Genomic DNA, 16,613 nt, shown 5'->3' on the forward strand with positions numbered 1-16,613 from the left:
TTCGCGGTAATGCCTCCGCGCATCTGCACTTATGTAGTCCGAAAAAGCCTCCCCAGCATATTGATCGATACCACGCAACACTTGAACGGCAATGACGTCCGGCTTCCATCTTCTAACAGCATCCTTGATAATGGCCAGCCGCGCGAATGCAGTCTCGTAGCTCGCTATTGCTTTCGAAACCGGATAGTCTATTCCATCAAAGCTACGCCACACGTCGGGCTTTACAAAGATTTCCCCTAGAGCCCTTCCGGCTTCAAGCGGACTACCGCCTTGTCGGCACTCATCGCGGTGTATCTTGTTCTCGCCAGGAATACTCCTAGCAAAACCAGCAAAAACCCACAGGCCAAGTAGAACTGCGATTGGGCAGCCGACTGGCACAATCATCATTGACCAAAACGCGTGTGAAACGTGATGCCACGTCGGGTAATGATGCCCTCGAAGCACGTCATAGATTTGATAGCTGTACCAAATCACCCAAGGTACCGCGATCGCCAAGTATAGCCGCAGCAAACCCCTACGGACGTTGTTTTGCAATCCTGACCAGTGTTCTCCAAGTCGCCTCCAAATCCGTACAATCCCACGCGCTGTTGAAAATATCAGAAGTACAAGAATCGGAGGAAACGTAGCCCTGAATACTAACAGGACCGGCTCTTGGTCTGGCCCCCTACTGATTTGGAAGATCGCCCAACATGCGCTTAATATCATCCATATCGCGAAGAGATTCCGCTTACGATCGCTCATTCAGTATCCGTGGGTCGGAAGCTGCGATGTCGGATTTTGTCGATGAAGACCATTGCGCTCTTTGCTCGCGCTTGTGGCGGAGCGAGCGAGATGCCTTTCGCGCCAACCTCGACACGCTGCCCCTTAACGAGCCGGTCTGCAACGCCTGCTTATTGGCGTTCTGGCGAAACTTGGGATTGCCTGTTCGGGACGACGATTCGACCGAGCACTAGCCTTCGTAGTGATAGCTAGTCGTACTGAGTCACAAGAAGACTCAAGCCATTGAATCGACTCGTCTTTGTGCAAATATGGTCGTTCCAAAAAGCTCAAGAATTTCAACGAGAGCACCATACATGTGACTTAGTACGACTAGTTGGTAGCTGCGGCAATTTCGAGATTAGGGCGGAACCGGCTAACTACTTGAATTTGTTGGCGCGCCACGGCCGATGAAGATGGGCAATATTGCTTCGCCGTGGCGCTATGACGCGGTACCCCGCCATGCTCTAAGATCCGCGATTCTGCGACGCCCTGCGACTTTCTGCTATGATCATGGCGGAGCGGTCTCGCATGGATGAGTCCATGGAGCCGATGCCTTTGATGGAAAAACATCCTGCAGATCGGCAAGGGTCGAATCCCGAAGGGGACGAGGAGCCCGGTACCGGGAGGGCAGTTATGAATGTTGTCGAATGCGATGTGCCCCGCCATAGCGTATTGGGCAACGACCTGATCGAAGGTGCTGATTTTCGTGACGCCTACCGCGCACCCCTGAGTCGCTCGGACCTTGGTATCATTGAAATCTTCTTCGCAATTTTCGCCCGGCGGCCCGGCTGGATGAATCTGATGTTGATTGCGCGCAACAAGGGCGCAGCTTTAGCCGGCCTGGAGGTGCCGACCACGTCGGAGATAATGAACGTGGAAAAGAGAGACCACTACTCTGTCGGCGAAAAGATCGGACCATGGCCCATCTTTTTTCTCGGCTCGGACGAACTCGTTGCAGGCCGGGACAACAAGCATATGGATTTCAGGCTCTCGGTCATGAAGGTACACGACGGCATTGGGCCAAGCGTTGTGGTGTCTACCCTTTGCATGGTTCACAACAAGTTCGGACAATACTACTTGTCCTGCATCATTCCATTTCACAAATTCGGCTTGCAGAAGCTGATGACGAACGCGCTTAATGCGCAGCGCCTATAGCTTGCCCCATGCTCTCAGCATCTTACCGCGCCCGACCAGAACGCCGTCTGCTCATGATCCTTCTGCGTCGATCCGCAAACAACGCGCGCACCGCGATCGCAACTCCTGCGCACCTGGCCTCCGGTGGCCCGGCAGCACCTATGTCGCCAGAATAAACTGTAACCCATGTGTTCGGAACGGGTCGTAAGTGAAATGGCGCGCCCGGAACGATTCGAACGTCCGACCCTCAGATTCGTAGTCTGATGCTCTATCCAGCTGAGCTACGGGCGCGTTTTCGCCGGTGATGCCGGGCCCGAGGCCCGCCGCATTTTCCGGGAACGAGCCCCGGAAAGGTCCGCGAAAGAGCGCCCTGACTACCCGCTCCGGGGCGGATTGGCAAGCGGGAGGAATGTCCCGGCTGGACCGATTTCGCGTCCACCCCTCTTCCCAACCCTCCCCGCAAGCGAGAAGGGAGCGCACCGCCCGTGCAAATGGACCACGCCACGATCTAAGACTTCCAGGAGGAGAGAACCGGAGAGAGCGCCAATCACGCGCCGCGCGGCCGGAGGCTCAGGCCCGTCGCTCGTTGCGGATCGACAGCAGCTCGACCGGGCGGTCCGGGATCACGATGCGGAAGGTGGCGCCGATCGTGCCCTCGACCAGCGAAATGTCGCCGTCATGGGCGCGGACGAGCTCGGCGGCGATCGCAAGGCCGAGCCCGCTGCCGCCGGGGCGGCTCGACGACTGGAACGCCTCGAACAGATGGTCGCGTGCCTTCTGCGGCACGCCCGGACCGGTGTCCGACACCTCCAGGATCGCGACCGCGCCCTCGCGCCGGCCGGTGACGCGGATCTGCATGCTGGCGGGGTCGTTGCGGGGGTGGCTCTCCAGCGCCTGGGCGGCGTTGCGCACGAGGTTGAGCAGCACCCGGAACAGCTGGTCCGGATCGGCATCCACGGTCAGGCCGCGCTCGATCGCGCTGATCCAGGCGATCGTGGCATCGTTGGCGAGGCCCGCGGTCTCGCGCACCTCGGCGACCACGGGCTCGATCGCGATCAGGCGGCGGTCGGGCGCCGCCTCCTGGGCGCGGCCGTAGGACAAGGTCGACTGGCAGAAGGCGATCGCCCGCTCCAGCGAACGCATCAGTTTCGGCGCGAAGCGCTGCACCCGGGGATCGGGCACGCTGGCGAGCTGGTCGGACAGGAGCTGCGAGGACGCGAGCAGGTTGCGCAGATCGTGATTGATCTTGGAGACCGCAAGGCCCAGCGCCGCGAGCCGGCTCTTCTGATGCAGCATCGACAACAGGTCGCGCTGCATCGCCGACAATTCGCGCTCGGCCACCCCGATCTCGTCACCGCGATGACTCGGCTCGATGATGCGCGCCGCGCTTTCCGGGTTCTCATGGAAGCCGACCATGCTGTCGGTCAGGCGCCGCATCGGCCGCACGAACATGAAATGCAGCGCGAAATAGACCAGCGCCGCGGTCAGGACTCCGATCAGCAGCGAAACCAGCAGCAGATTGCGGTTGAACCGGTAGATCGCCTCGCGCAGCGGCAATTCGTCGATCACCACCTCGATGAATTCCGCGCCGCCCGGCGCCGGCCCGACCACGCGGATCGACTGGTTGCCGCGCTCCAGCATCATTTCGAATGTGCCTGATATCGCCGACCACACCGTGGTGTCGCGGATGTCGATATCATGGTCGATCGAGGCCGGCAGGTCGGCGCTGGCGAGCAGCCGGCGCTGCTGGCCCATCTTGATGGCGACCGCGCGGGCCCCGATGCTGGTCAGGATCTGACGCGCCAGCGAATCCGGCACCATGCCGGACGGCGCGGCATCGAGCACGAGCGCGGCGGTATTGGCGGCGGCCAGCCGGTCGTTCAGCCGGTTCATCCGGAAATTGGCGATCGCCGGCACGTAGATCATCAGGCCCGCGATCATGACCAGCGGAATGGTCAGCAGCAGCAGCTTGCCGGACAGGCCGAGCCTGCGCGGCAGCCTTGCGAGCGTTGGTTCCGTGGTCGCTCTTTCCTCGGTCACTGACAGCAAATCTGCCTTTGTTGCTCTGCACTCAGGATGCGATCCGCCGCCGTGACCGGTCAAATTACGGATCGCTAATGTCATCTCATTTAGGGCTACGGGTGTAACAACACCACGCAAGCCCTCCGGAACCCGGAGCTTTCGCATCAAATTCAGGACGTTCCGGGAGCCGCCGCCGTGGCATTCGGCCTGATTGACGAAAACCGGCCGCTCCCGTATAAGCCGCGCGAATTTGTCCGCGATGCCCCGGCCCGTCCGGGGCGGCTCGCTTTTGGGCCGAGAACGGCCCCGTTTGGGCCTGCCAGCATCTTAGGACGTAACCCTCAATCCCTCAAGGCAGATTGCCGGCCAGCGGAGAATGACCCGTGAAGCGGACTTATCAACCCTCCAAACTGGTGCGCAAGCGCCGTCACGGCTTCCGCGCTCGCCTGGCCACCGCCGGCGGCCGCAAGGTGCTGGCCGCGCGCCGCGCACGGGGCCGCAAGCGCCTGAGTGCCTGAGGCGGACGGCTCCCGGAGACATCAGACCGGAGACATCAGACATGAATCGGCTCAGGCAGCGGGCGGATTTTCTCGCCGTTGCCAAGGGAGCGCGGGCCAGCGGCGTCGCGTTCGTCCTGCAGGGCCGCGCCCGGGACGATCTTGGTCCGGTCCGGATCGGATTCACCGTCTCCAAGCAGAACGGCACCGCGACCGAGCGCAACCGCATCCGCCGCCGGCTGCGCGAGATGGTCAGGCGGGTCGACGTCATGGCACTGCGGCCGCACCATGATTATGTGGTGGTCGGCCGTCGCGCCGCGCTGACGCGTGATTTCGCGGCGATGGTCGACGACCTCCATGCGGCGCTGAAGCGCCTCGACCGGCAGCGTGCTAGGCCGGCTGCAACCCGCACCGAGTGACGAGACCTTGAAACAATGATCGAGAACCGGAATACCATCATTGCCGTGATTCTGTCGGGTCTCGTGCTGATTGCCTGGCAATATTTCTACAACATCCCGCAGATGGAGCGGCAGCGCGCGCAGAGCCAGACCCAGGCCGAGCTCGCCAAGAACAATTTATCGAACAATCCATCGAACAACTCTTCATCCACTCCCACCACCGCGCCATCCAGCACGCCCCAATCCGGCGATGTCCCTGCGCCCGCCTCGGGCGCCCCGGCCCCTTCGTCCAGCACCACCATCGTCAGCCGCGACAGCGCCATTTCCGCCGGTCCGCGGATCAAGATCGACAGCCCGAGCCTGTCGGGCACGATTTCCCTGAAGGGCGGACGCATCGACGACCTCTCGCTGATCAAGTTCCGCGACACCGTCGATCCGGCTTCGCCGCCGATCGTGCTGTTCTCGCCGTCGGGCACCGCCAGCCCCTATTATGCGGAGTTCGGCTGGGTTCCCGCCGCCGGTTCGACCGTGCGGCTGCCCGACCAGAGCACGATTTGGCAGCAGGAAGGCTCGGGCGATCTCACGCCGACCAACCCCGTGGTGCTGAAATACGACAATGGCGACGGCCTCACCTTCCGCCGCACCGTCTCGATCGACGACCGCTATCTCTTCAACATCAAGGACGAGGTCACCAATATCGGCAACGCGCCGGTGACGCTCTATCCGTTCGGGCTGATCTCGCGCCACGGCACGCCCCAGGTCTCCGGCTACTACATCCTGCATGAGGGCCTGATCGGCTACGTCGGCGAGGAGGGGCTGCAGCAATACGCCTACAAGAAGATCGACGAGGCGCCGGTGCTTTCCGACCGCGGCGGCGCCAAGGGCTACGAGTTCACCGCCACCGACGGCTGGCTCGGCATCACCGACAAATACTGGGCCGCGGCGCTGTTGCCCGACACCTCGGCGAAGCTGAAGGCGAGCTTCTCGTCGAGCCCGCTCGGCAGCACCAGGAGCTACCAGACCGACTATCTGGAGGATCCGAAGACGGTCGCGATCGGCGGCACCGGCGTGGTCAACACCCGCCTGTTCGCCGGCGCCAAGGAGGCCGGCGTCGTCGGCATCAATTTCCCCGTGGGCGGCTTCGGCGGCTACAACCGCGAGCTCTCGCTCAACCATTTCGACCTCCTGATCGACTGGGGCTGGTTCTACTTCATCACCAAGCCGATGTTCCTGGGCCTCGACTTCTTCTACCGGCTGTTCGGCAATTTCGGCATCTCGATCCTGCTCGTCACCGTGATCGTGAAGCTGCTGTTCTTCCCGCTCGCCAACAAGTCCTACGCCTCGATGGCGAAGATGAAGTCGATCCAGCCGCAGCTTGCCGCGCTGAAGGAGCGCTATCCCGACGACAAGATGAAGCAGCAGCAGGAGATGATGGAGATCTACAAGAAGGAGAAGATCAACCCGATCGCGGGCTGCCTTCCCGTCGCCCTGCAGATCCCGGTGTTCTTCTCGCTCTACAAGGTGCTGTTCGTCACCATCGAGATGCGGCACGCGCCGTTCTTCGGCTGGATCAAGGATCTCTCCGCGCCCGATCCGACCAACCTGTTCACGCTGTTCGGCCTGTTTCACTACGACCCGACCCAGCTTCCCCTGTTCGGCCACTATCTCGCGCTCGGCATCTGGCCGATGATCATGGGCGTCACGATGTGGCTGCAGTTCAAGCTCAACCCGTCGGCGCCGGACCCGACCCAGCAGGCGATCTTCGCCTGGATGCCCCTGATCTTCACCTTCATGCTGGCCGGCTTCCCGGCGGGCCTCGTGATCTACTGGGCCTGGAACAACCTGCTCTCGGTGCTGCAGCAGAGCTTCATCATGCGCCGCAACGGCGTGAAGGTGGAATTGTTCGACAACATCAGGTCGGCCTTCGGGCTGAAGAAGAACCTGGAGACCAAAACCAGCGCGTGACGTCGACGCGGTGAGAGTCGTCGCATGACCACCGAGATCGACGCGGAGCTGACCGAGCGCGGCAGAAGACTGTTCGCCGGCGACTGGCACTTCGTCGCCGCGGCGCCGTCGATTGCGGCGCTGCCGCCGATGGGCGCGCTCGAGGTCGCCTTCGCCGGCCGCTCCAATGTCGGCAAGTCCTCGCTGATCAACGCGCTCACCGGCCGCAACGCGCTGGCGCGCACCTCGCACACGCCGGGCCGCACCCAGGAGCTGATCTTCTTCGAGAGCGCCGATCATGCCGGGCTGCGGCTGGTCGACATGCCCGGCTACGGCTACGCCGCCGCGCCGAAAACCAAGGTCGCGGCCTGGACCTTGCTGATCCACCAATTCCTGGCCGGCCGCGCCTCGCTGGCGCGGGTCTATGTGCTGATCGACGCACGACACGGCCTGAAGGACGTCGATCTCGACGTGCTGAAGACGCTCGACAAGGCCGCCATGAGCTACCAGATCGTGCTGACCAAGGCCGACCAGGTGAAGCCTGCCGAGCTCGACGCCTGCGTCGGCGCAACCAAGGCGGCGCTCTCCCGGCATCCCGCCGCATTTCCCGACGTGCTCGCGACCTCATCGCGCTCCGGTGCCGGGATTGCCGTCCTGCGCGCGGCGATGGCGCAGTTGCTGGCGGAGCGCGGCTGATGGCGTCGGCGCCGGGCCGTCTGCTGATCGTGCTGGCCGCGCTGATGGGCGCCTGCGGCGTGGCCCTGGCCGCGGCGGCAGCGCACCAGGACCAGGCGGGCGTGCTAGGAACGGCGTCCTCCATGCTGCTGTTCCACGCGCCGGCCGTGATCGCCTGTGTGCTGCTCGCCGATCGGAGCCTGGTCCAGGAGCGCATCGGGCTCGCCGCCGCCGCCGGCTTCGTGATCGCGGCGCTGCTGTTCGCCGGCGACCTCGCCGCGCGGCACTATGCCGGACACCGGCTGTTTCCGTTCGCGGCTCCGACCGGCGGCACGCTCTTGATTGCAAGCTGGCTGGTGCTCGCGCTCAGCGCAGCCTGGCCGCGCCGGAGGTGAGGCTTTTCGCAGGGCTGCCGATCGGCTAGAAGGCGGCTCGTCCCGCAAGCCGAGAACCGCTTCATGACCGACGCGACCGACATCAGCCCGCTCGATCAGGCCCGCATCCTGTCCGAAGCGCTGCCGCACATGCAGCAATATGACGATGAGACCATCGTCATCAAATATGGCGGACATGCCATGGGCGCGGAGGACACCGCCCGCGCCTTCGCCCGCGACATCGTGCTTTTGGAGCAGACCGCGATCAACCCCGTCGTGGTCCATGGCGGCGGGCCGCAGATCGCGACCATGCTGAAGCGGCTCGGCATCCATTCGGAATTCGCAGCCGGCCTGCGCATCACCGATGCCGCCACCATCGAGATCGTCGAGATGGTGCTGGCCGGCTCGATCAACAAGCAGCTCGTCGGCTACATCAACGAGGCCGGCGGCAAGGCCGTCGGCCTCTGCGGCAAGGATGGCAACATGGTGACGGCGGCCAAGGCAACGCGCACCATGGTCGATCCGGGCTCGCATATCGAGAAGGTGGTCGACCTCGGCTTCGTCGGCGAACCGGAGAAGGTCGACCTCACGCTGTTGAACCAGATCATCGGCTACGAGCTGATCCCGGTGCTGGCGCCGCTCGCCACCTCCAAGAGCGGGCAGACCTTCAACGTCAATGCCGACACCTTTGCGGGCGCCGTGGCGGGCGCGCTGAAGGCCAAGCGGCTGTTGCTGCTGACCGACGTGCCTGGCGTGCTCAACAAGGAGAAGAAGCTCATTCCTCAATTGTCTGTGAAGGACGCGCGCAGGCTGATCGCCGACGGCACCATTTCCGGCGGCATGATCCCGAAGGTGGAAACCTGCATCTACGCCCTCGAGCAGGGCGTGCAGGGCGTCGTCATCATCGATGGCAAGACGCCGCACGCCGTGCTGCTCGAACTCTTCACCAACCAGGGCACCGGGACGCTGATCCACAAGTGATGATCAAGGCGGCGACCCGAAAGGAGATCGTCACCGCCGGCCATGTCCCGGCGATCGGGGAGCTCGCGTATCCGCGCCGCGGTGGCCTGTCGGGCCGAAAGATCCGGCGGCGTCCGCTCCTGACCCGCCTGTTGATGCCGCTGCCCGCCGCCGCCGTGTGCCTGCTGGTCTCGTCCAACCCGGCGCTCGCCGGCCTGAAGCTCTGCAACCGCATGAGCTATGTGATCGAGGCCGCGATCGGCGTCGACGACAAGTCGGCCACCGCGACCCGCGGCTGGTTCCGCATCGACCCTGCCGCCTGCCGGGTCGTCGTGCAGGGCACGCTCGCCGCCGACCGCATCCTGCTCCATGCGCGCGCGCTCGGCGTCTATGGCGCCTCGCCGGTGCCGCAGAACGGCGGCGACACCCTCTGCGTCGCGCAGCAGGACTTCGTCATCGCCGCCGCGCGCCAATGCCGCGCCGGGCAGACGGCGGTGCCCTTCACCCAGATCACGCCGACGCCGGCCGACGACGGCAACATGGTTGCCTACCTCGCCGAGGACGCCGACTATGACGACGAGCAGGCGCGGCTGGCCGCCGTCCAGCGGCTGCTCGTGATCGCCGGCTACGACGCGGCGCCGATCGACGGCGTCGATGGTCCGAAGACGCAATCGGCGCTCGCGGCCTTCCTGAAAAGCCGCGGGCTTGCCGCCGACACCGTGCAGGCGCCGAACTTCTTCTCGGCCATGATCGAGGCGGTGCAGGCGCCCTCCGCGATCGGGCTGACCTGGTGCAACGACACCCCGCACAAGATCATGGCGGCGGTCGCGACCGACGACGGCAAGCAGGTGGTCAGCCGCGGCTGGTATCGCATCGAGCCGGGCAAATGCGTCCATCCCGACGTCACCGGCCAGCCGCGGCAGATTTTCAGCTTTGCCGAGGCCGTCGACGCCGACAACCACGCGGTCAAATTCAAGGACCGGCCGCTGAACTGGGGCGGCGCGAAGCAGCTCTGCACGCGCGAGAACAAGTTCGAGACCAGCGAGCAGGGCGATTGTTCGAGCCGCGGCTTCGCCGCCACCGGCTTCGTCCCGGTCGACCTGTCGGGCGGCGGCAAGACTTTGCGATTTGCGATGCCGTGAATACCATATGAGTCAACCGTCATCGCCCGGCATGACCGGGCGATCCAGCATTCCAGAAACATCAGGCTGGAGCCGATAAGCCGCGGCGTACTGGGTCGCCGGTCCCGCCTACGCCAAGGGCTTCGGCGGGCAAGCAAGCCGGGCGACGACACCGAGAGAACGACATGAAATCCCCTCGCCTCTTCGATCACATCGACAGCTGGGTGTTCGACCTCGACAACACGCTGTATCCGCATCACCTCAACCTGTGGCAGCAGGTGGACGCGCGGATCAGCGAGTTCGTCGGCGCCTGGCTCAAGGTTTCGACGGAGGAAGCGCGCCGCATCCAGAAGGACTATTACCTGCGCTATGGCACCACCATGCGCGGCATGATGACCGAGCACGGTGTGCGCGCCGACGACTATCTCGCCTATGTGCACCGGATCGATCATTCGCCGCTGGAGCCCAATCCCGCGATGGGCGCGGCGATCGCAAAACTGCCCGGCCGCAAGCTGATCCTGACCAACGGCTCGACCGATCACGCCGGCGCCGTGCTGGCGCGGCTCGGGCTGACCGAGCAGTTCGAGGCGGTGTTCGACATCATCGCCGCCGAGCTCGAGCCGAAGCCGGCGCCGCAGACCTACCGGAAATTCCTCAGCGACCACGCCGTCGATCCGACCAGGGCCGCGATGTTCGAGGATCTGGCGCGCAACCTCGTGGTGCCGCATGAGCTCGGCATGACCACGGTGCTGGTGGTGCCCGACGGCTCCAGGGAAGTGGTGCGCGAAGACTGGGAGTTGGAGGGGCGGGATGCGTCTCATGTCGATCACGTCACGGATGATCTGACGGGATTTTTGCAGAAGCTGGCGGAGAAGGCATAGGGTGGGCTAGGCGGCCGCATGCACAGAAGCACACCACGCCAAGGCAGAAGCGTGCCCACCACGCAGAACCATGGAGTCGATGGATGGTGGGCACGGCGCTCACGCGCCTTAGCCCGCCCTACGCCGCTCTACCATCCTACAAAGCTTGACTCTCTTCGCGCAAATCCCGAAAAAGCCGCTAGAACATTCGGCCAAGGAAAGACTCGATGTCCGCCACCCAGCTCGAAACCACCATCAACGGCGCGTTCGACGCGCGCGACGGCATCTCGACCGCGACCAAGGGCGAGGTGCGCGAGGCGGTCGACCATGCGCTCGAGCTTCTGGACAAGGGCGAGGCGCGGGTCGCCGAGCGCGACGCGAGCGGCAAATGGAACGTGCATCAATGGCTGAAGAAGGCGGTGCTGCTGTCGTTCCGCCTCAACGACATGAGCGCGATTCCCGGCGGCCCCGGCAAGGCATCGTGGTGGGACAAGGTGCCCTCGAAATTCGACGGCTGGGGCGAGAACCGTTTTCGCGACGCCGGCTTCCGCGCCGTGCCCGGCACGATCGTGCGCCGCTCCGCCTTCATCGCCCGCAACGTCGTGCTGATGCCGTCCTTCGTCAATCTCGGCGCCTATGTCGATGAGGCGACCATGATCGACACCTGGTCCACCGTCGGCTCCTGTGCCCAGATCGGCAAGCGGGTGCACATTTCCGGCGGCGTCGGCATCGGCGGCGTGCTGGAGCCATTGCAGGCCGAACCCGTGATCGTCGAGGACGACTGCTTCATCGGCGCGCGCAGCGAGGTCGCCGAGGGCGTGATCGTGCGCCGGGGCGCGGTGCTGGCGATGGGCGTGTTCCTCGGCGCCTCCACCAAGATCGTCGACCGCGAGAGCGGCGAGGTGTTCGTGGGCGAGGTGCCGGAATATTCCGTGGTGGTGCCGGGCGCGCTGCCGGGCAAGCCGATGAAGAACGGCCAGCCGGGGCCGTCCACGGCTTGCGCCGTCATCGTGAAGCGCGTCGACGAGCGGACCCGTTCGAAAACCTCGATCAACGAGCTGCTGCGGGACTGACCGACTCAGGTTTCGATCGCATCACGACCAATACGGACGGCGGGCCATGACCGATGCTCTCTCTATCGCGCAGGCCCTGATCCGCTGCCCGTCCGTCACGCCTGCCGACGCCGGCGCGCTCGGCGTTCTCGAAGAGCTGCTCAAAGCACACGGCTTCGAGACCCATCGCGTCACCTTCTCCGAAGTGGGCACCGCCGACGTCGATAACCTCTATGCCCGCATCGGCAGCGAGGCGCCGCATCTCACCTTCGCCGGCCACACCGATGTGGTGCCGGCGGGCGACGAGAGCGCCTGGCGCCACGGCGCGTTTTACGGCGAGGTGAAGGACGGCTTTCTCTACGGCCGCGGCGCGGTCGACATGAAGGGTGGCATCGCCTGCGGCGTCGCCGCCGTGCTCGAACATCTCGCCGCGCATGGCGGCAGGCCGCGCGCGGACGGCAACGGCTCGATCTCGTTTTTGATCACCGGCGACGAGGAGGACGTGTCCGTCAACGGTACCGTCAAGCTGCTGCAATGGGTGGCCGCGCGCGGCGAGACATTCGACCATTGCGTGCTGGGCGAACCTTCCAGCCAGCAGGTGCTCGGCGACTGCATCAAGGTCGGCCGCCGCGGCTCGCAGTCCGGCACGCTCCACGTCGAAGGCCGGCAGGGCCACGTCGCCTATCCGCAGCGCGCGGCGAACCCGGTGCCGGACATTGCGCGCTTGATCGTGGCGCTTGCCGACGAGCCGCTCGACCAGGGCAGCAGGCAATTCCAGCCGTCCAATCTCGAATTCACCTCGGTCGATGTCGGCAACAGCGCCACCAACGTGATCCCTGGCCAGGCGCGTGCGAAATTCAACATCCGCTACAACGACTGCCACAGCCAGCAATCGCTGCGCGCGCTGGTCGAGGCGCGGCTCGCCAAGGCCGCCGGCGACCGCATCCGCGCACGTATCGAGTGGCTGCCGTCGAACTCCAACGTGTTCCTGACCAGGCCCGGACCGTTCACCGATCTCGCGATCGCCGCGATCGAGGAGGTGACGGGCCGGACTCCCGAGCTGTCCACCACCGGCGGCACCTCGGACGGGCGCTTCATTTCGAGCTACTGCCCGGTGATCGAGTTCGGCCTGCTCGGCCAGACCATGCACCAGGTCGACGAGCGCGCTTCGATCGAGGACATCGAGAAGCTGACACGTATCTATCGCGGGATATTGGCACGGTATTTTGCTTGAATGCAGCGACATCCGTAGGGGTGGGCTAAGCGGCCGCGTACACTGCGGGCACGCCACGCAAAGACAGGAGCGTGCCCACCATTTCAAGCCGTGCTGCTGAGAGAATGGTGGGCACGCTTCCGCCTTCGCTCTGCGAGCTTCGGCGAAGCTTAGCCCACCCTGCGATTCCGGGCTCAATAATCCACCTTCACCAGATAAAGCCCTTCCGGTGGCGCAACCACGCCGCAAGCGGCGCGGTTGCGTGCGGCGAGGGCGGCGGCGAGATCGTCGGCGCTCCAGCGGCCCTCGCCGACCCAGACCAGCGAGCCCACCATCGAGCGCACCTGGCTGTGCAGGAACGAGCGCGCCGAGGTGACGATGCGGATCGCATCGCCTTGGCGGATCACATCGAGCTGGTCGAGCGTCTTCTCCGGCGACTTCGCCTGGCACTCGGTGTCGCGGAAGGTGGTGAAATCGTGCTTGCCGAGCAGGCGGCGCGCGGCCGCATGCATCGCATCGGCGTCGAGCCGCCGCGGCACGCGCCAGACCCGCCCGATCTCGAGCGCGAGGTTCGCCCGCGTGTTGTGGATGCGATAGAGATAGTGCCGCTTGACGGCGGAGAATCGCGCCTCGAACGTCTCGGGCACGATCGCGGCCGAGAGCACGGCGATGGGATTTGGCCGCAGATGCGCGTTCAGCGCATCCCGCAGCCGATCGGCACGAAAAGGTTTTGCGATGTCGCAATGCGCGACCTGGCCGAGCGCATGCACGCCGGCATCGGTGCGGCCCGCGCCATGCACCCGGACATCCTCGCCGCAGGTCGCCTTGACCGCGGCTTCGAGCGCGCCCTGCACGCTCGGCTGGTCGGCCTGGAGTTGCCAGCCTGCGAACGGCGCGCCGTCATATTCGATGATGAGCTTGTAGCGGGGCATGTGTGGAAGACTACGCCAGGCCGTCGAACGATGCAGCATAGGTGATCGCGCCCGCCTTCGGCGCCAGGCTCGTCAGGACCAGCGCCTGAAAATGCGGTCCGGCATAGACGCAATCGAAAGCCCGGGCGGCCGCGATCGAATAGCCGAAGCAGCCGTAATAGGCGGGATCGCCGAGCACGAAGATGATGCTTTCGCCGGCGTGCCGCAGACGGCCATGCCCGGCCTCCACCAGCGCCGCACCGATGCCGTGTCGCCTGTGACCGGGCATGACGGACAGCGGCGCAAGGCTGACGCCCGGCAGGCGCTGCCCATCGTGCCGCAGCCATAGCCGTGAAAAGGCGACATGGCCGACGACCTGCCCCGCCTCCTCGGCCACCATCGACAACAGGAGATCGCCATCGTTGCGAAGGCGATCGACCAGATCGGCCTCGTCGTCGCCGGCGAAGGCCTCGCGCAGGATGGCCCGAACGGCCACAAAATCACCCGACGATTCGGGCCGAATGTTCATTGCATTCGCGCTCCCGCCTTCAGCGGCGTGCCGCGCAAGAAGTCCGCGGCCTGCATCGGCGCCTTGCCGGCGCGCTGCAATTCGACGATGCGGATCGCACCCGCGCCGCAGGCGATCGCGAGGCGGTCGTCCAGCACCGCGCCCGGCGTGCCCGCGCCTTCCGCCAGTTCGCAGCGGAGAATCTTGATCCGCGCCGGCGGCGCCGCATCGAGCGCCAGCTCGCTCCAGGCACCGGGAAACGGCGACAGGCCGTGAATGTGGCGCAGCACGGCGTGCGCCGGCTTGCTCCAATCGATCCGCGCCTCGGCCTTCTCGATCTTGGCGGCATAGGTCACGCCCTCTTCCGCCTGCTTCGTCAATTGCAGCGCACCACGCTCCAGCGCTGCCATCGCGCGGACCATCAGATCGGCGCCGAGCGGCGCCAGCCGGTCGTGCAGGTCGGACGCCGTCATTCCATCCGTGATCGCGACGCGCTCCGCCATCGCCACGTCGCCGGTGTCGAGGCCGACATCCATCCTCATCACCATGACGCCGGTCTCGGCATCGCCCGCCATGATGGCGCGATTGATCGGCGCGGCGCCGCGCCAGCGCGGCAGCAGCGAGGCATGCAGGTTGAAGCAGCCGAGCTTCGGCGCATCCAGGATCGCCTGCGGCAGGATCATGCCATAGGCCACGACGACCGCGGCATCCGCCGCGTGGGCCGAAAGCTCCGCCAGCGCCTGCGGCGTCTTCAGCGTCTTCGGGGTCAAGACCGGAATGCCGAGCCGCCGCGCCTCGATCTCGACCGGGGTCGGCTGCAACCCCAGTCCGCGCCGTCCGCCGGGTTTTGGCGCACGGGTATAGACGGCCGCGATCTCATGCCCATGCGCCACCAGTTCCAGCAGCGTCGGCACGGAGAAGTCGGGCGTGCCCATGAAGATCAGACGAAGGGGCATGACACTCGCTCGGTGCGTTACTCCTCGGCGCGCTTGGCGGCCTTGGAGAACTTCTTCTGCACGCGGTCGCGCTTCAGCTTGGACAGATAGTCGATGAACAGCACGCCGTTGAGATGGTCGATCTCGTGCTGGATGCAGGTGGCGAACAGCCCTTCCGCGTCCTCCTCATGCAGCTTGCCGTCGAGATCGGTGAAGCGCACACGCACCTTGGCCGGCCGCTCGATCTCCTCGTAATATTCGGGAATCGACAGGCAGCCTTCCTCGTAGACCGATTTCTCCTCCGACGAGGACAGGATTTCCGGGTTGATGAAGACCCGCGGCTGCCGATTGGTCTCGCCGTTCTCATCCGGCTTGGCAAGATCCATGGTGATCAGCCGCACGGGCTCGGCGACCTGGATCGCCGCGAGCCCGATGCCGGGGGCGTCGTACATGGTCTCGAACATGTCTTCCGCCAGCTTGCGGATCTCCGCCGTGACCTTCTCGACAGGCTTGGAGACGAGCCGCAACCGCTTGTCCGGCAGGATGATGATCTCTCTGAGGGGCATGGCGCGCGATTTAAGCGGTCGGTGTTCCCCGGTCAATGCGCTGCGGCCTGTCGTTAAGGCTTCGCTAACCATGATTTTTCACCGACCGTTAACCATGAAAATCGACCGACAATTCACCGTAAACGTTCGCCCTTCGTTCGCGCCAAGCCAACGAATCGGTTACATAGCTCGCATGAACATGAACCAGGTCCTGTTCCTGATCGGCGACTGGCCGGTGCATCTCGGCGAGGCCCTGAGCGGCTTCGCCGCGCTCACACTCGTGCTTCTCGTCGTCATCGCGGTGGCGGTAGCGCGATCCGGCAACCGAGGCGCCGCGTTCGCGCTGGCGCAGGCCGCGCGCGCCGACGCGCTGGAAGCGCGGCTCCACGAGGTGATGCGCACGCAGAGCGAATCCAACGGCCGGGTCGATGCGATGACGCAGGCGTTGGCCGGCCGCCAGGCCGAGATGGCGCGCGCGGTCAACGAGCGGCTCGACTCGGTCACGCACCGCGTCGGCCAGTCGATGGAGCAGTCGACCCGCAACACCATGGATTCGCTCCGTGTGCTGCACGAGCGGCTCGGCATCATCGACAATGCCCACAAGAACCTCACCGACCTGACCTCGCAGGTCACGACGCTCCGCGACGTGCTTGCCAACAAGCAGTCGCGCGGCGCCTTCGGCCAGGCGCGGATGGAGGCGATCGT

The 16,613-nt window shown here is 64.9% G+C and carries 19 protein-coding genes and 1 tRNA gene; 13 read left to right on the forward strand and 7 right to left on the reverse strand.

What is annotated here, in order from left to right; translation table 11 throughout:
• Positions 1-495 (reverse strand): hypothetical protein (locus tag JOY90_RS33140; protein WP_291695307.1); only part of this gene is annotated, 495 nt, incomplete at its 3' end.
• Between the two features lie 272 nt (positions 496-767).
• Between JOY90_RS33140 and JOY90_RS33145 the strand changes: the two genes are divergently transcribed.
• Together JOY90_RS33145 and JOY90_RS33150 are read left to right on the forward strand one after the other, a co-directional pair.
• Complete coding sequence (locus JOY90_RS33145; RefSeq protein WP_291695308.1) at positions 768-953, forward strand: hypothetical protein; 186 nt, start codon at positions 768-770, stop codon at positions 951-953.
• 334 nt (positions 954-1,287) lie between these two features.
• A complete protein-coding gene (locus tag JOY90_RS33150; RefSeq protein WP_291695309.1) occupies positions 1,288-1,914 on the forward strand; it encodes a DUF2867 domain-containing protein in 627 nt (208 codons plus the stop codon).
• A gap of 193 nt (positions 1,915-2,107) precedes the next feature.
• On the opposite strand, the gene JOY90_RS33155 is transcribed toward JOY90_RS33150, so the two are convergent.
• Both JOY90_RS33155 and JOY90_RS33160 read right to left on the reverse strand, forming a co-directional pair.
• Positions 2,108-2,184: transfer RNA gene (locus tag JOY90_RS33155), tRNA-Arg, on the reverse strand.
• Positions 2,185-2,463: 279 nt separating this feature from the next.
• Positions 2,464-3,939, reverse strand: a complete 1,476-nt coding sequence (locus JOY90_RS33160) for a HAMP domain-containing sensor histidine kinase (protein ID WP_291695322.1) — start codon at positions 3,937-3,939, stop codon at positions 2,464-2,466.
• A 359-nt stretch (positions 3,940-4,298) separates the two neighbouring features.
• On the opposite strand from JOY90_RS33160, the gene rpmH reads away from it, so the two are divergent.
• The 10 genes from rpmH to dapE all read left to right on the forward strand — a co-directional run bounded on the left by rpmH (position 4,299) and on the right by dapE (position 13,030).
• Positions 4,299-4,433 (forward strand): 50S ribosomal protein L34, encoded by a 135-nt coding sequence (gene rpmH, locus JOY90_RS33165; protein WP_008542748.1) that lies wholly within the window; start codon positions 4,299-4,301, stop codon positions 4,431-4,433.
• Positions 4,434-4,474: 41 nt separating this feature from the next.
• Entirely contained in the window at positions 4,475-4,831 is a 357-nt protein-coding gene (gene rnpA / locus JOY90_RS33170; RefSeq protein WP_291695310.1) for a ribonuclease P protein component, read from the forward strand.
• Between the two features lie 15 nt (positions 4,832-4,846).
• A complete protein-coding gene (gene yidC, locus JOY90_RS33175) occupies positions 4,847-6,775 on the forward strand; it encodes a membrane protein insertase YidC (protein ID WP_291695311.1) in 1,929 nt (642 codons plus the stop codon).
• A 24-nt stretch (positions 6,776-6,799) separates the two neighbouring features.
• On the forward strand, positions 6,800-7,450 hold the full coding sequence (gene yihA / locus JOY90_RS33180) for a ribosome biogenesis GTP-binding protein YihA/YsxC (protein WP_291695312.1): 651 nt from the start codon (positions 6,800-6,802) through the stop codon (positions 7,448-7,450).
• Positions 7,450-7,824, forward strand: coding sequence for a DUF423 domain-containing protein (locus JOY90_RS33185; protein ID WP_291695313.1), 375 nt, complete (start codon positions 7,450-7,452; stop codon positions 7,822-7,824). The genes yihA and JOY90_RS33185 overlap by 1 nt, the downstream gene beginning before the upstream one ends.
• Before the next feature lie 63 nt (positions 7,825-7,887).
• Positions 7,888-8,784, forward strand: a complete 897-nt coding sequence (gene argB / locus JOY90_RS33190; RefSeq protein WP_291695314.1) for an acetylglutamate kinase — start codon at positions 7,888-7,890, stop codon at positions 8,782-8,784.
• 134 nt (positions 8,785-8,918) lie between these two features.
• Complete coding sequence (locus JOY90_RS33195) at positions 8,919-9,905, forward strand: DUF1036 domain-containing protein (RefSeq protein WP_291695323.1); 987 nt, start codon at positions 8,919-8,921, stop codon at positions 9,903-9,905.
• A 164-nt stretch (positions 9,906-10,069) separates the two neighbouring features.
• Entirely contained in the window at positions 10,070-10,765 is a 696-nt protein-coding gene (locus tag JOY90_RS33200; RefSeq protein ID WP_291695315.1) for a pyrimidine 5'-nucleotidase, read from the forward strand.
• A 206-nt stretch (positions 10,766-10,971) separates the two neighbouring features.
• On the forward strand, positions 10,972-11,817 hold the full coding sequence (gene dapD / locus JOY90_RS33205; protein WP_291695316.1) for a 2,3,4,5-tetrahydropyridine-2,6-dicarboxylate N-succinyltransferase: 846 nt from the start codon (positions 10,972-10,974) through the stop codon (positions 11,815-11,817).
• 46 nt (positions 11,818-11,863) lie between these two features.
• Entirely contained in the window at positions 11,864-13,030 is a 1,167-nt protein-coding gene (gene dapE, locus JOY90_RS33210) for a succinyl-diaminopimelate desuccinylase (protein ID WP_291695317.1), read from the forward strand.
• A 173-nt stretch (positions 13,031-13,203) separates the two neighbouring features.
• Here dapE and truA read toward each other — a convergent pair whose 3' ends face one another.
• The 4 genes from truA to def are packed head-to-tail and all read right to left on the reverse strand — an operon-like array spanning position 13,204 to position 15,929.
• Positions 13,204-13,941, reverse strand: coding sequence for a tRNA pseudouridine(38-40) synthase TruA (gene truA / locus JOY90_RS33215; RefSeq protein ID WP_291695318.1), 738 nt, complete (start codon positions 13,939-13,941; stop codon positions 13,204-13,206).
• 10 nt (positions 13,942-13,951) lie between these two features.
• Positions 13,952-14,449 carry a GNAT family N-acetyltransferase gene (locus JOY90_RS33220; RefSeq protein WP_291695319.1) on the reverse strand — a complete coding sequence of 166 codons (498 nt, stop codon included), beginning with the start codon at positions 14,447-14,449 and terminating at the stop codon, positions 13,952-13,954.
• On the reverse strand, positions 14,446-15,384 hold the full coding sequence (fmt, locus tag JOY90_RS33225) for a methionyl-tRNA formyltransferase (RefSeq protein WP_291695320.1): 939 nt from the start codon (positions 15,382-15,384) through the stop codon (positions 14,446-14,448). The genes JOY90_RS33220 and fmt overlap by 4 nt, the downstream gene beginning before the upstream one ends.
• A 17-nt stretch (positions 15,385-15,401) precedes the next feature.
• Positions 15,402-15,929 carry a peptide deformylase gene (gene def, locus JOY90_RS33230; RefSeq protein WP_291695321.1) on the reverse strand — a complete coding sequence of 176 codons (528 nt, stop codon included), beginning with the start codon at positions 15,927-15,929 and terminating at the stop codon, positions 15,402-15,404.
• A 178-nt stretch (positions 15,930-16,107) separates the two neighbouring features.
• Between def and rmuC the strand changes: the two genes are divergently transcribed.
• Positions 16,108-16,613, forward strand: a 506-nt coding sequence (gene rmuC, locus JOY90_RS33235; RefSeq protein WP_291695324.1) for a DNA recombination protein RmuC, incomplete at its 3' end; no start/stop codon positions are given.

This window comes from Bradyrhizobium sp., assembly GCF_019242285.1.
Lineage (GTDB): Bacteria > Pseudomonadota > Alphaproteobacteria > Rhizobiales > Xanthobacteraceae > Bradyrhizobium.